We start from the raw sequence: 15,551 nt of genomic DNA on the forward strand, positions 1-15,551 counted from the left end.
CACGCATGGCGAGTGGCGAATGCGTCACTCGCCGCGCAGTCGGCCGCCCATCTCCTGGGCGAGATCGACGGCGTAGTGGTCGGTCATACCGCCGATGAAGTCGAGCATGCGCCGATAGCTGGCGTAGAGCGACCACGACGGTTGGGGCGTGTTCTCGCCGATCAACGCCAGTACGCGCTGGTGCTTGAAGGACGATTCACCGCTGTGATGCAACTCATACGCCGCGCCGATGAAGGCCTCGAGGAGAATGCCCAGCGTCGTATAGGCACCGATTTCCAGCTTGGCCTTGCGTTCGTTCTGGAAGATACGCTCACGGGCGATCTGCTTGGCCGTGCCGACCCCCCAGCCCAAATCGGGATGACACAACTCAAGCAGGTCGCCCTCCAGCGTGCCATTCAGCAACGCACTTTCATGCTGCACGAACACCGCCGCAACATCGTTCACTGCACGTTCCATCGCCGCGCCGCGCAACGCCGCGATACGCCGACGCTGGGACACGCCCCGGGCGTGCATGTCGTCATAGCCCGACGGCGCGCCCCCGGCGATCTGAATGAGTACCTCGGCGACTTCGTCGTAGCGCAGAATGCCCATCTCCAGGCCGTCTTCGAGATCCAGCAGTGCATAGCAGATATCGTCAGCGGCTTCGACGAGATACGCCAGCGGATGCCGGCACCAGGCGGTTTCGCCATACGGCAACAAGCCCAGACGCTCGGCAACCTCGCCCAATTGCTCGCGTTCCGACTGGTAACAGCCGAACTTGCCGGCCCGCGAGGTACGCTCCACCGTCCACGGATACTTGAGCATCGTGCCTAGCGTGGCGGCGGTCAGGCGCATGCCGCCATTGAACTGGTTGTACTCGATCTGGGTGACGATGCGAAACCCTTGGGCATTGCCCTCGTAGGTCAGCAGGTCCTCGCGCTCGGCCGGCGAAAGCTCAGTCAACAGCCCACTGCCCTCCGCTTCGGCACGCTTGAACCAGTCGCGAATGGCGTATTCGCCGGCATGCCCGAACGGCGGATTGCCGATGTCGTGCCCTAAGCAAGCCGCCTGCACGATGACCCCCAAGTCGGCGGGCGTAATCCAGTCCGGTAGCCGCTCGCGCAACTGCTCGCCAACGATCATGCCTAGCGAGCGCCCCACGCAGCCCACCTCCAACGAATGCGTCAAACGCGTGTGGATATGATCGTTGTCGGTCAGCGGGTGCACCTGGGTCTTGCGCCCCAAGCGCCGGAACGACCCGGCGAAGACGATACGGTCGTGATCCTTGTGGAACGGACTGCGCCCGATCTCCTCGCGCGAGCCCCCGTGCTTGTCGTTGAGACGCATCGGGTCGAGCAAGCGCTCCCATTGCATGGCGGTCATCGCACTCTCCGGCTATCAGTGGTCCAGGCTTCGGGCTTCGCAGCATTCTAGTTCGTAGCTCGTGGCTCGTAGCGCGTGGCTCGTGGCTCGTGGCTCGTGGCTCGTGGCTCGTCAGCGTAACGCTTACTCCTTCACATCCATATAATCGCGCGCCCAGGCACGATACTCGTCCAGCGTAGAGTAACGCGTGGACAACTGCGACGCGCTCAGCTCGCTGGCGGCGATGTCACGCTGCTCGCGCAGGCAGTCGTAAGTCGCCTTGATCGCGGCGAAATAGGCCGCGTGGCCGTTGACCACCACGCGCACGCCAAGCGCGGCCAAGCGCTCGCGATCGCGCAGTTCAGGATTGCCGTAGGTGACCAGCATCAGCGGGATATCCAGCGGCGCGGCCAGACGCGCGAGATGATCGAAGTCACGCACGCCCACCAGGCAGATGGCATCCACGCCCGCCGCCTGATAGGCGCACACACGCTCGACGGCAGCGTCATCGTCGAGCTGACCGGCATTGGTGCGCGCAATGATCGCCATCGCCGGGTCGATGCGGGCCTCCAACGCCGCACGCATCTTGCCCACGCCCTCGTCGAGCGGGATGAGATCGGTGGACTTATGCCCATGCTGCGCCGGTAGCAATGTGTCCTCGATAGTCAACGCCGCCACGCCGGCACGCTCGAGTTCGGTGATGGTGCGCATGACGTTGAGCGCGTTGCCATAGCCATGATCGGCGTCAGCGATCACCGGCAGCCGCGTCACGCGGCCGATGCGGGTCGCCTGCTCGACGAACTCGCTCAAGGTGATCAGGGCGAAATCCGGCGCCGCCAGCACCTGCAGCGAGGCCACCGAGCCCCCTAGGATGCCCACCTCGAAGCCCAGGTCTGCGGCGATGCGCGCCGACATCGGGTCGAACACCGAAGCGGTGAAGAAGCACTGATCGGACGCCAACAGGGCGCGGAAGTCGTTACGTAGATCGTGTTGCGAGGGGGTTGCCACTCAAGACTCCTATTGTCACGCGACGGCCGTACCGCGCGCGGGCGAAAGGCCCGCATAGAGGACGACGGTCGGATTGAACACGGCCAGCTTGGCTGGCGCATGAGACATGCCTCCCGCGGACACGCCACCTTGCAGACCCGGCGGGAAAGCATATCGAATTAGACGTTAGGAGGAGAAGGATATTACGCCGCGCCACAAGATGCACGGGCTTACCCCGCCCTTGTCGAGAGCGGGTATTGCAGCCCCAGCCGAGCAGCCTGGACTATTCGTCCGCCAACGCCGGCAGCAGCACCTTGAGTTTGCGCGTCAGGGTATTGCGACCCCAGCCGAGCAGCTCGGCGGCCTCGCCCTTGCGTCCCCCGGTGTGCTTGAGCGCGGTCTCGATGAGGATACGCTCGAAATCCGGAACTGCCTCCTCGAGCAGATGCGTATGCCCCGCCGCCAGAGCACGGTCAGCCCACTCACGAAAGGCGCCGCGCCAATCGCCGCCGGCACTTTCGGTGCCCTCGATATCGCGCAGCTCCGGTGGCAGGTCCTCGACCAGCACCTCGCGTCCCGATGCCATGACCGTCAGCCAGCGACAGGTGTTCTCGAGCTGGCGCACGTTGCCCGGCCAGGGCAGCTGCGTGAGGTGCTGCTCGGCTTCCTGGGTCAGCACCTTGGGCTCGGTGGCGAGCTCCTTGGCGGCCTCGGCCAGAAAGTGCTGCGCCAAGCGTGGAATGTCCTCACGCCGCTCAGAGAGGCGCGGTAGATGGATACGAATCACGTTGAGGCGGTGAAACAGATCCTCACGGAAGCGGCCATCCTCGACCAGGCGCTCCAGGTGCTGGTGGGTCGCGGCGATGATGCGCACGTCGACCTTGACCGGCGTATGGCCGCCGACCCGGTAGAACTCACCATCCGCCAGCACGCGCAACAAACGGGTCTGGGTCTCGGCGGGCATGTCGCCGATCTCGTCGAGGAATAGCGTACCGCCATCGGACTGCTCGAAGCGCCCGCGACGCTGCGAGGTCGCCCCGGTGAAAGCGCCCTTTTCATGGCCGAAGAGTTCGGATTCCATCAGATCCTTGGGAATCGCCGCCATGTTAAGCGCGATGAAGGGCCCGCCATGCCGTGGGCTGTGCTGATGCAACGCCTGGGCGACACGTTCCTTGCCGGTCCCCGATTCGCCGTTGATCATCACCGTGATATGCGATTGCGAAAGCCGCCCGATGGCGCGGAAGACCTCCTGCATCGCCGGCGCCTCACCGATGATCTCCGCCGACAGGCCTTCCGGCACCGCCGCTGGCGCACGCCGCTCGCGGGCATGCGCCACGCCACGGCGTACCAACGCCAGAGCCTCGTCGACGTCGAACGGCTTGGGCAGGTACTCGAAGGCGCCACCTTGATACGACGCCACGGCACTGTCGAGATCGGAATGCGCGGTCATCACGATCACTGGCAGATCCGGGTGGCTTTCGCGAATGCGCGCCATCAGGTCCAGCCCGTCGAGTCCCGGCATACGGATATCGGTCAGCAGCACATCGGGCGGTTGACGCAGGATCTGTTCCAGCGCGGTATCGGCACGCTCGAAGCTTTGCACCTCGAGATCCGGCTGAGCCAGCGCGCGCTCCAGCACCCAGCGAATGGCGCGGTCATCGTCGACGATCACAATACGTGCAGCGTCAGTCATAGGGCCTCCCGAGCCTCAATGGTGGCTCTCAAGCGGAATCAATAAGCGGAATTCGGTACACCCGGGCACCGAGTCGCACTCGATCAAGCCCTGGTGCTGATGCAGGATCGATTGCGCGATGGAAAGGCCCAGGCCACTGCTCTCGGCCCGCCCCGAGACCATGGGATAGAACAGCGTCTCGCGCAGCGTCTCAGGGATGCCGGGGCCGTTATCGAGGATGCCTAGCTCGCAGACCAGACGGTGACGCTCGGCGCCCAGTGTGAACTGTCGCCGCGCCCGCGTGCGCAGGGTCAGGCGTGGGCCGTCGATGCCATGCTCCTCCATCGCCTGGACGGCATTGCGGGCGACGTTGAGCACCGCCTGAATCAGTTGCGCTTCGTCGCCGTCCAGCTCCGGCAGGCTGGGGTCATAATCGCGCACGTAGTCGATGCGCGGATGCTCGGCCTCCAGCAAGGTCCGCACGCGCTCGAGCACCTTGTGAATGTTGAGCGGCTCGTGGCGGCTCATACTGTTGGGCCCCAGCATACGATCGACCAGATCGCGCAGGCGGTCCGCCTCCTCGACGATGACCCGCGTGAACTCGGCAAGCTGCGGATCGGGCAGGTCGCGCTCGAGCAACTGCGCCGCGCCACGAATGCCGCCCAGCGGATTCTTGACCTCGTGTGCCAGCCCACGGGTGAGCACCTTGATGGTCTCCTGGCGCGCGATCAGCGCCTCCTCACGGGAAATGCGCAACAGCCGGTCGCGTGGCTCGATCTCGATCAGCAGTTCATCGGCGGACAACGGCGTGACGGTGAAGTCCACCGTCGCCGAATCGCCCGATGGCAACGCCAGCGATGCTTCGCGCTGGGTGAAGGGATGCAGTTCATCACGCGCCTTGAGCAACACCTCCTCGACACTGCCCTCGACGCCCGCCAGGCTTTCCAGCCGCTGGCCCATGACACGCAATCGGCTGGTCGCCAGCAAAGACTCGGCGGCCGGATTCATCCAGCGCACATGCAGGGCGCCATCGAGCAGCACCACTGCTGTCGTCAGGTGTTCCAGCAAACGCTTGGGTTCAACCGAATGCAGTGGTTCGACCGAATGTTGTGGCAAAGGAGATTCTGGCATGACCCATCCATTATCCATCGTCCATGTACGTTATCAGTGCAAGAAGCACGCCAGTCTGTCGCCGCCCGGCATAGGGCAGTGCAGTCATCGGCACATGAGCCTGTTACGCACCAAAATAGTGCAAAAAGGGGAAGGCATACAGCGCCAGGCGCCAAAGCAGTTCACTGGCTGCCGCTGCCACCGGTATTGCGGGGATTGTTGGGATTGGCGGGTAAGTACACGCTGGCACGTTGTACATAAAGCGTGACCGGAGCACTACGTTGGCGCACACGTCCTTCGGAATCGACGACTTCAGCGCGCAAGGTGTGCTCCCCACGCACTAGTTCGGTGACTGAGAAGGTGGTCGCATGCCGGGCCGGACCGCTCACCTCACCATCGAGAACAATGCGCAGCTTATCCGTCTCGCGCAGTTCGGGAGTGACCGCCACGCGCACCTTGGTATCGCCCGCCGCGCCAGTGGGCAGGGTCGCTTCGTTGCCAGGGGCCGCAATGGTGAGACGCTGATAAGCGGTGAATGACGATGCGGCATCCGCTTCCGCCTCGATCGCTGCGTCCGGCGGCGCCTGGCGATCGTTGGTCTCGCGCGGCTGGCCAGGTATCGTGTTCACCGTACCGACGTCCACCTTCTCTCCTACCGGGCGGTCGGAAAAGGTCACGTTGCCTTGCGCATCGACGCTGCGATAGACCGGCGTCGCCTGTGCCGCAGACACACCCAATGCCCCAGCCATGAGTAGCGCCCAAGCGCCTTTCAACCATGTCGCGGTGGCCCACCCTTGGCGCATGCCCTTCTCCTAGTGCCTATACCGAACGCTCAGTCTAGCGCACCTTTTTTACTCAACCACAACACGCCTCAGCCACCACACGCCATAACCTAAAAGACCCCGTCACATCGGACGGGGCCTCGGTCAGCGGTGATCACGTTTTGTCGTGCGAGATCAGCAGCTGTAGTACATGTCGAATTCAACCGGATGCGTCGCCATACGCAGACGATCGACCTCTTCCTGCTTGAGCTCGAGGTAGGCGTCGATCATCTCGTCGGTGAACACCTCACCCTGGGTGAGGAAGGTGCGATCGGCATCCAGCGCCTCCAGCGCCTGGTCGAGGCTCTCGGCCACGGTGGGGATCGCCTTGCCTTCTTCCGGCGGCAGGTCATAGAGGTTCTTGTCCATCGCGTCGCCAGGATGGATCTTGTTCTTGATGCCATCGATACCCGCCATTAGCAGCGCGGAGAATGCCAGGTACGGATTGGCGGTCGGGTCGGGGAAACGGCACTCGACGCGCTTGCCCTTGGGGCTCGCGGTATACGGAATACGGATCGACGCACTGCGGTTACGCGCGCTGTAGGCGAGCATGACTGGCGCTTCGAAGCCTGGCACCAGGCGCTTGTAAGAGTTGGTCGACGCGTTGGTGAAGGCGTTCAGAGCACGCGCATGCTTGATGACACCGCCGATATAATACAGCGCGGTTTCGGACAGCCCTGCGTATTCGTCGCCGGCGAACATGTTGGCGCCGTCTTTCCAGAAGGACTGGTGCACGTGCATGCCGGAACCGTTGTCACCGACCAGTGGCTTGGGCATGAAGGTCGCGGTCTTGCCGTACGCGTGGGCCACGTTGTGGATCACGTACTTCATTTCCTGAACTTCGTCGGCCTTCTTGACCAAGGTGTTGAACTTGACGCCGATCTCGTTCTGGCCGGCGTTGGCCACTTCGTGGTGATGCACTTCGACCGACTGACCAATGGCTTCCAAGGTGTTGCACATCGCACTGCGGATGTCGTGGAAGCTATCCACTGGCGGCACCGGGAAGTAACCGCCCTTGACGCGCGGACGGTGCCCCAGGTTGCCACCTTCCACGTTGGTGGAGTCGGTCGCCCAGGCGCCTTCCTCGGACGTGATCTTGTACATCGCGCCCTGAATGTCGGCGTTCCAGTGCACTTCGTCGAAGACGAAGAATTCCGGCTCCGGCCCAAAGAAGGCGGTGTCACCCAGGCCAGTGGACTTCAGGTACGCCTCGGCGCGCTTGGCGATGGAGCGCGGATCACGCTCATAGCCCTGCATGGTGGCCGGCTCAATGATGTCACAACGCAGCACCAGGGTAGCGTCTTCGGTGAACGGATCGAGATAACCGCTGCCATCTTCCGGGCGCAGGATCATGTCGGACTCGTTGATCCCCTTCCAGCCTTCAATGGAGGAGCCATCGAACATCTGGCCATCCTCGAAGAACTCATCATCGACGGCGCCGGCCGGAATCGTGACGTGCTGCTCCTTGCCCTTGGTATCGGTAAAGCGCAGATCCACCCACTTGATATCGTGTTCTTCGATCAGGGCGAGGGTCTTCTCGGACATGATTTCCTCCACTATGAGCTCACGGCTCGGGTCGTTTGCTTGCGTGTTCAGCGTCGTTTGTAGCACGCCCGCCAGTAGCTGCCCACGGGTATGCACTTTACGTTTTGCAATGCAGAAGGCATGCCAACCACTGAGCCATCTGAGTGCGCCTGCGATAACTGCATGATCAATAAAGAAAAAAATAGACCGTCTTGGCGCATCGACCAGCACCACTTTGGCGCTAAGTACGCCACATATAAGTGCACAAGCATTACCAGCGCCTCAATTCGGTGCAAAGAACAACCCATGTGAACCAAAATAGTGCACAGCCCTATGGCCGACTGCTCACCGACGCGACGCTGGCAACATTCTGTCGATTTATTCACCAAGGCTGACTGGCTAAATCGAGACAACGAGATATGCTGATAGATAGCGTAACCGCTATCACAACATCATGCCCCAAAGGAGATTTTTGCCGTTCGCGACAGGACGTCACCACGGCAACAACGCTTGGCACATCGAGCAACCAGAAGTGCGGAGGGACACGCCATGAGTCATCTCAGCCTTGCCCATGACGTAGTGCAGCGCCTGCGCGGGCACTGGCGACGCAGCCTGAACGAGCCGCTTCGCGGACGCAGTGCGATCCTGGTCATACAGCGCGTACTGTCCGACGAAGCCGCCGCACGCCTGCCCCACCGGGCGCCCTATTGCCTCGGCCCAGAAAGCTTTCGACGGCTGCTCGACCACCTCACCGATCACGCTCAGATCGTTTCTCTGGCCAGCACCCGCCGTTTGCATCGCGACCCGGTGCCACGCATCGCGCTGACCTTCGACGGCGGCTGGCGCGACACTGCGGAGGTCGCGCTACGGCAACTCGAGCGCCTGGCATTGCCGGCCAGCATGTTTCTGAATACAGGCGATTCAGGCCGTTCACAAGGCGATTGGCGGATGGCCCTCGGCGACATCCTCTGGGACGGTCTCCAGCCCATGCGCGTTCGCGAATGTCTCGGCGATGCCGGGCTCCCGCTGCCACCGCCACGACCCAACCACCCTAATACCGCTTACAGCAGCGCCGTGCACGACTATCTCGAGCAACTCGCGCAGCAGGCCGCCCCATTGACGCTAGCGCGGCTCGGTTCGGCGCTGGGTACCGAGCTCGATATCGCCCCCCAAACGCTCGACCCGTTCAGCGTGCGCCGCTTGGAGAGCAACGGCCTGGTGCGTTTCGGCACGCGCGGCGTCGCCGCCACACCGTTAGAGACGCTCGACGATCGTCAGATCCAATGGCAAATTCGCCAATCGCGTCGCCAACTCAGCGTGCTATGCCGCGACCCATTGTCTTATTTCGCCTATCCACAGCCGGAAGCTTCGCTCCGTGTACGACAACTGGCCCAGCGCTGTGGCGTTCAGGAAGCCCTGCATAGCCATGCCGGCTGGCTCTCGCACCGCGACGACCCGTTGGCATTGCCACGCTTCCCGATCACGCAACCCGTTGCCAGCAGCACGGGACGTTTATACGACTATCTTTTGGGGCAACTTTAAAGCAGCGCGTGCATCACACTCACGGGCCTGCCACACGCCTACAACCCCGCACGCCGCTGACCTTTTGCATGCAAGTCTATAACGCCCTCAGACCCCAAAATCCAGACGTGCGGTCAGGCGGATGTCGCGCCCTGGGGAGAGCGCGTAGCCCTTATAAGTATCGAGAAATCCACGATAATCCTCATCAAAGAGGTTATGGACAGCAAGATCCAGATGGAGCACTTGCCCGCCAACACGTGGCGCGATCCCCGCGCCGAGATCGACCAGGGTGTAACCATCGGTCGAAGCACTGCCAAAGGGGGCATCGTCGAACTGGCTGAAGGGTTCACCGGGCGCTGCATCCTTCGAGGCGTAGCGACGAACCGTCAAGGATGTATACGGATTACGCGCCCACCCTTCCCCTTGTGGCGCGAAACGAGCACCGACACGCATGTTGTCGGCGGGCAACAAGGGCAAATCGTCACCATTGTCACGCCGTTCACCGTTAACGGTTTCCGCCGCCGCTGAGAGCGTCAGCTGACGCGTGACATCCTGCTCGATGGACAACTCCACGCCGCGCAGTATGGCGTCGGTCTGAGCGTAAGCGAAGACCGGCGATCCTCCCCGTGACTCGCCGATATCACGGGGAAAAATATAATCGTCGATCACGTTGCGATAAACGGTTGCATTGGCGCGTGTCGTGCTCGATGCCCAGCGCAGCGAGAGATCGGTGTTGAGCGAGGTCTCTGGATCGAGATCAGGGTTGCCACGCTGAAAAGCGGCTACTCCCCCATGCTTGCCGGCAACATACAGCTCAAAAAGGCTGGGCGCGCGAAATCCACGTCCCGCGTTGGCTGCCAGAGAGAGATTATCGGTAAATGAATAGAGACCGCCCAGTGAACCGGTCACGACATCGTAGCTTTGGCTCTCAGCATCGGTGACGTTCTGGGAAGGGTTAGCCGTCTTGGACGCCTTCCCCTCGATTCGATGATGGTCATAACGCAGCCCCGCCTGCAGCAAGAGATCCCCGAACCGCTTTTCCTCGAAGGCGAAAGCAGCCACATTGTCGACCGTGCCACCGGGCGACAGCTGCGTCGTGCCACGTGATACTTGATCCTTGTGCGTGTATTCGACGCCCACCGTACCACCATCCAATCCAGCAAAGGGCCCGTGCTGTCCTTCAAGGCGTGCAGTGTACTGATCGAACTCGACATCGATGGTGTCATCGAAACCGTCCGCGCGCGAACGTCCACCTGCGTTGGAGCGACGCCGGTTATTCTGCCAGACGAGTTGCGGCTTCCAAGTTATCCCATCAACTCGCTTCTCGCCGGAAAGCTCGAGTTGCTGGTTTTCGATGTACTGCCCGACGCCTTCCGCACCTGCCGAGGGAGGTAACTGCCCAGCCGGCGGCGGCAGCAAGAAGTTATGTTCATCATTGAAGCGGGAATAACGTGCCGTCCAAGTACCGCCGTCGTCATCCCGAAAGCCCAGCGCTAGCTCCCCGTTGACTTGGTTGAAGTCGGTGTCGTCGAGCTCACCCGTATACGCAGGGGCATCACGCAATCCCTTTGAGGGCGGCGGTGGAAAATGCGTCGCCTCGTTGGGGGTCTGGATATTGCCACCGTCACGACGAATGAGGCCCAGCGAATAACCCAACCGACCATTTCCGCCCGTCGCCTTGATACCGGTGTCCCACTGGCCATTATTACTGGAGTAACGCGTGAGCGTTTCCCCTTGGACAGGCGTATCCCAGGCGATTTCCGAAGAGAGCATATTGATGGCGCCGCCTAAGGCGCTCGAACCATAGAGCACGCTCGACGCCCCGCGTACCACCTCGACGCGGTCCAGCAGGAACGTATCGGTCGTCGGCATGTGGCGCACACCATATTGTTGGTGATCGACCCCGATGCCATTGTTGAGCATCTTGATCCGCTCGCCGGAGAGACCACGGATCACCGGTTTACCCACACTATTACCAGTGCTGATCGAGTTAATCCCTGCCTGCGACTCGAGCGCCTCACCGATGTTAGTGGCGCCCTTGGCTTCCATCTCACCGGAGTCAACCACATCGACATCGGCCGCCTGCAATAACGGATTACCCGGCAAGGGCGCGCCCGTCACAGTGACGGGCTCAAGTGTCTGCGATTCGCTATCTGGCGCCGCCATCGCGACATGCGATGCCATCGACACATTCAAGATAAGCGTCCCAATAAGGACACCTGCCGCACGCCGTTCCCCTGAACACATTGTTGCACCTGTTTTTGATGGCATATTTGAGATGTTATATCATAACTAAAAAAAGTCGATGTTCAAGAGTCGCACTTCTCGAACGTAGCAACGCTTTCGCGCTTCCAGATCACGCAAGCCGTTGCCAGCAGCGCGGGACGTCTCTATGATTGTCTCCCCGGGCACCTTTGATGAGTGAATAGCCCTTTTAGATCGGTGCGCTTCACCCCACGCCACGCGTCTATCAGGACGCGATAAATGGCGATTGACGAGTGCGCCGCCATTTTTTTGCGTATTTTCGTCCTGCCGCCAAAACGCCCCAAGTCCCTGATAGCGCCACGGTTATCGCCGCGCCAACGCGACTGTTGTCGTGCCGCGCCTGTTGGCAACGGTCATCAAACTGGCAGTCGTCGGCAACCTGACCCTATAATACGGCCCAATTTTCAAGCAGGATCCCTACGTGATCGAGAACCTTCGCAACATCGCCATTATCGCCCACGTCGACCATGGCAAGACGACCCTGGTCGATCAGCTCCTGAGTCAGTCCGGCACCCTCGACCGCAAGGCCGAAGGGCAAGAGCGCATCATGGACTCCAACGACCAGGAAAAAGAACGCGGTATCACCATTCTGTCCAAGAACACCGCGATCCAGTGGCACGATTATCACATCAACATCGTCGACACGCCCGGACACGCCGACTTCGGTGGTGAGGTCGAGCGCGTCATGTCGATGGTCGATTCCGTGCTGTTGATGGTCGACGCCGTCGACGGCCCTATGCCGCAGACGCGCTTCGTCACCCAGAAAGCCTTCGATCGCGGCTTGAAGCCTATCGTCGTGGTCAACAAGATCGACCGTCCCGGCGCACGTCCTGACTGGGTCATCGACCAGATCTTCGATCTGTTCGACAACCTGGGCGCCAACGACGACCAGCTCGACTTCCCGATCATCTATTGTTCGGCGCTCAACGGCGTCGCCGGCATGGAACCGGACGCGCTCGAAGACGATATGACACCGATGTTCAAGTCCATCGTCGATATCGTCGAACCGCCCACGGTCGAGCGCGACGGACCGTTCCAGATGCAGATCTCCGCGCTTGACTACAACAGCTACGTCGGCGTCATCGGCCTGGGCCGTATCAAGCGCGGCAACGTGAGCCCGGGGCAGCAGATCAGCGTGATGTCCAAGGAAGGCAATGTCCGCAAGGGCAAGGTCGGCCAGGTCATGACACACCTCGGCCTCGAGCGCGTTCAGACCGAGCAGGCCGAAGCCGGCGACATCATCTGCATCACCGGTATCAGCGATCTGGCGATCTCCGATACGCTGTGCGATCCGGCCAGCGTCGAAGCGCTGCCGGTGCTGACCGTCGACGAACCCACCGTCTCGATGACCTTCCAGGTCAACGACTCGCCGTTCGCCGGCAAGGAAGGCAAGTTCGTCACCAGCCGCAACATTCGTGACCGCCTCGAGCAGGAGCTGATCCACAACGTCGCGCTGCGTGTCGAGGAAGCCGAAACGCCCGAGAAGTTCAAGGTCTCCGGCCGCGGCGAGCTGCACCTTTCGGTACTCATCGAAAGCATGCGTCGTGAAGGCTACGAGCTCGCCGTGGGCCGCCCCGAGGTCATCATCCGCGAGAATGATGGCGTCAAGCAGGAGCCGTACGAAGAAGTCATCATCGATTGCGAAGAGCAGCACCAAGGCGCGGTGATGGAAGAACTCGGCTACCGTAAGGGCGAGATGACCAACATGAACCCGGACGGCAAGGGGCGTGTTCGCCTGGACTTCATCATCCCCGCGCGCGGGCTGATCGGCTTCCGTGGCCAGTTCCTGGCGCTGACCTCCGGCACCGGCATCCTCACCAGCCGCTTCGACCATTACGGCCCGCTCAAGCCCGACGCCTCCGTCGAGCGTCGCAACGGCGTGCTGGTCTCCATGCTCTCCGGCAAGGCACTGGCCTACGCGCTGTTCGCCCTGCAGGATCGCGGCAAATTGCTCGTCGAGCACGGCACCGAAGTCTACGAAGGCATGCTGGTGGGCATCAACAACCGTGCCGACGACATGACGGTCAACCCTACCAAGGCCAAGAAGCTCGACAACATGCGCTCCGCCGGCACCGACGAAGCCCTGGTGCTGACGCCGCCGATCCGCTTCAGCCTCGAGCAGGCCATCGAGTTCCTCGATGACGACGAACTGGTGGAGGTCACGCCCGAGCATATTCGTGTGCGCAAGAAGCACCTCACCGAGAACGAGCGTAAGCGCGCCAAGAAGAAGTAACGGCGCTCCGCACTCGACAGCAACACGAAGCCCACCACTCGGTGGGCTTTTTCATGTCTGGCTAACCCAATAAAGGATACTCACTGCAAGCACAATACATGCACATAGGCCAGGACACGCCCAGCACATACAACATGGCATCATACTATGAGATGGAAAATAACCATCACAACGAATAGCAATATGACGAAAGTTTTAACTACAAAAATATCATTTTATGAGTAAATAAAACGCTTTTTATACAAAAAACAAAATATTTTACGGCAGCATAGAAGTCCTCGTTCTATTTCCACCACACCACGGTTTAAACGGCAACGGAGCCTATCATGACAAATAATGCCCACCCCAAGCCGTCCAACCTCTGGCAGCGCATTCCCTTGTGGCAAAAGATCCTCGCCGGCCTGGCTCTAGGGATCCTCGCCGGGGCGCTACTGGGTGAAGACGCCACAGTGTTCAAGCCGATCGGCGATATCTTCATCAGCGCCATCAAGATGCTTATCGTGCCGCTAGTATTCACCACCCTCGTGGTCGGCATCACCTCGATGCGCGACCCACAGAAGATGGGGCGCATAGGCGTGCGCACCATCAGCCTGTATCTGATAACTACTGCCTTCGCGATTGCCATCGGTCTGCTGGCCTCGACACTCTTACAGCCCGGAGTCGGCCTAGAGATGAGCTTCGACAAACCCGTCGAGGCCAAGGAAGCACCTACCCTGGTCGAAATACTTGTCGGGCTGGTACCACAGAACCCTGTCGACGCTCTGGCCAATGGCAATATTATGCAGATCATCGTCTTCGCCATCGGTCTGGGTATAGCTCTGACGTTGATCGGCGACAAAGGCGAGCCGGTGGTGCGCGTATTCGAGAGTTTTGCCCAAGCCATGTACAAGCTCACCGAGATTGTCATGGCCTTCGCTCCGTTTGGCGTGTTCGGCCTGATCGCCAACGTCTCGGGCAGCTACGGCATGGAGGTACTGCTGCCACTGGCCAAGGTGATAGGTGTCGCCTACTTGGCCAGCCTCGTGCATGTGCTAGTGGTCTACAGCGGTCTACTCGCTTTTGTGGGGCGCCTCAATCCGATACGCTACCTGCGCGGCATCCTCGATGCGCTGGTGGTCGCCTACTCCTCAGCATCATCGTCCGGCACCCTACCCGTCTCGCTGCGCTGCGCGCAGAAAAACCTCGGCGTCTCAGAGGGGGTTTCCGGCTTCGTACTACCCGTAGGTGCGACGATCAACATGGACGGCACCGCCATCTACCAGGGCGTGGTCGTCCTGTTCATCGCCCAGTTGGTCGGCGTCGATCTATCGCTCATGGACTACGGCATGATCATCGCCACCGGCACCCTAGCCTCGATCGGTACCGCTGGCGTACCCGGCGCCGGGTTGATCATGCTCTCGATTGTGCTGGCCCAGGTCGGCCTGCCGCTGGAAGCCGTCGCAGTGATCGCGGGCATCGACCGTATCCTCGACATGGCACGTACCAGCGTCAACGTGGCGGGCGACCTGATGGTTACCACCCTGGTCGGCAAGAATGAAGGGGAACTCGATCTCGATATTTACAATGCTATCGACGAGGGATCAAACACCTCATCAAGATAAATACAATTTCAAAAATAATGCCTTTATTTAATATGAGTTAAATATAGCAAGGGATACTGGTGCCCAACTTTCGAGGTGCAGTTCAACTCGGTGGGCTTCGTCGTTGTTGGGGCTAGCGTCGACAACCCAGGGGTTGCGACATGGCCTCGACTCAACACTTTCCCCCGCCCCTGACCTTGCAGTACTACCCGCTGGGCGGCACCGACCCCATCGTCGTCATGGGCGGCCTCAGCTACCGCTTTTAAAGGTCGCGACAACAGGTTCTGTTCGAAAGGCAGTTTGCGCACGCAAGCCTAGGCGTCCCGCCTTTTGGCGGGCTACCCTGTGGAGACACACGGACGCGACAGGAGCCCGCCATGCACAAGCACATCGATTGGGACGCTCCCGGCAACGCCAGCGTGACCCGCCACTACGCCAGCGACAAGCAGCACGAAGTCCAACCCTACCCCGGCATGATGCTCTCTACCCGCTATCAA

At 61.0% G+C, this 15,551-nt stretch carries 10 protein-coding genes; 3 read left to right on the forward strand and 7 right to left on the reverse strand.

What is annotated here, in order from left to right:
- Positions 1 to 24 precede the first annotated feature (24 nt).
- The 6 genes from OP496_RS14645 to glnA all read right to left on the reverse strand — a co-directional run bounded on the left by OP496_RS14645 (position 25) and on the right by glnA (position 7,476).
- Positions 25 to 1,362, reverse strand: coding sequence for a deoxyguanosinetriphosphate triphosphohydrolase (locus tag OP496_RS14645; RefSeq protein WP_280564445.1), 1,338 nt, complete (start codon positions 1,360 to 1,362; stop codon positions 25 to 27).
- A gap of 123 nt (positions 1,363 to 1,485) precedes the next feature.
- Positions 1,486 to 2,349 (reverse strand): oxaloacetate decarboxylase, encoded by an 864-nt coding sequence (locus OP496_RS14650; protein WP_246923929.1) that lies wholly within the window; start codon positions 2,347 to 2,349, stop codon positions 1,486 to 1,488.
- Positions 2,350 to 2,611: 262 nt separating this feature from the next.
- Entirely contained in the window at positions 2,612 to 4,021 is a 1,410-nt protein-coding gene (gene ntrC / locus OP496_RS14655) for a nitrogen regulation protein NR(I) (protein ID WP_280564446.1), read from the reverse strand.
- 15 nt (positions 4,022 to 4,036) lie between these two features.
- Positions 4,037 to 5,131, reverse strand: coding sequence for a nitrogen regulation protein NR(II) (gene glnL / locus OP496_RS14660; protein WP_280564448.1), 1,095 nt, complete (start codon positions 5,129 to 5,131; stop codon positions 4,037 to 4,039).
- A gap of 161 nt (positions 5,132 to 5,292) precedes the next feature.
- On the reverse strand, positions 5,293 to 5,913 hold the full coding sequence (locus tag OP496_RS14665) for a DUF4124 domain-containing protein (protein ID WP_280564449.1): 621 nt from the start codon (positions 5,911 to 5,913) through the stop codon (positions 5,293 to 5,295).
- A 153-nt stretch (positions 5,914 to 6,066) separates the two neighbouring features.
- Positions 6,067 to 7,476: a glutamate--ammonia ligase gene (gene glnA, locus OP496_RS14670; RefSeq protein WP_280564451.1), complete on the reverse strand. Its 1,410-nt coding sequence runs from the start codon at positions 7,474 to 7,476 to the stop codon at positions 6,067 to 6,069.
- Between the two features lie 528 nt (positions 7,477 to 8,004).
- On the opposite strand from glnA, the gene OP496_RS14675 reads away from it, so the two are divergent.
- Positions 8,005 to 8,997: a polysaccharide deacetylase family protein gene (locus OP496_RS14675; RefSeq protein WP_280564452.1), complete on the forward strand. Its 993-nt coding sequence runs from the start codon at positions 8,005 to 8,007 to the stop codon at positions 8,995 to 8,997.
- Positions 8,998 to 9,084: 87 nt separating this feature from the next.
- Here OP496_RS14675 and OP496_RS14680 read toward each other — a convergent pair whose 3' ends face one another.
- Positions 9,085 to 11,160: a TonB-dependent receptor gene (locus OP496_RS14680; protein ID WP_280564453.1), complete on the reverse strand. Its 2,076-nt coding sequence runs from the start codon at positions 11,158 to 11,160 to the stop codon at positions 9,085 to 9,087.
- Between the two features lie 502 nt (positions 11,161 to 11,662).
- On the opposite strand from OP496_RS14680, the gene typA reads away from it, so the two are divergent.
- Both typA and OP496_RS14690 read left to right on the forward strand, forming a co-directional pair.
- Positions 11,663 to 13,474, forward strand: coding sequence for a translational GTPase TypA (gene typA, locus OP496_RS14685; protein WP_280564454.1), 1,812 nt, complete (start codon positions 11,663 to 11,665; stop codon positions 13,472 to 13,474).
- Between the two features lie 326 nt (positions 13,475 to 13,800).
- A complete protein-coding gene (locus OP496_RS14690; protein ID WP_280564455.1) occupies positions 13,801 to 15,075 on the forward strand; it encodes a dicarboxylate/amino acid:cation symporter in 1,275 nt (424 codons plus the stop codon).
- The last annotated feature ends 476 nt before the right edge of the window (positions 15,076 to 15,551 follow it).

Source organism: Chromohalobacter sp. 48-RD10 (genome assembly GCF_029889785.1).
Lineage (GTDB): Bacteria > Pseudomonadota > Gammaproteobacteria > Pseudomonadales > Halomonadaceae > Chromohalobacter.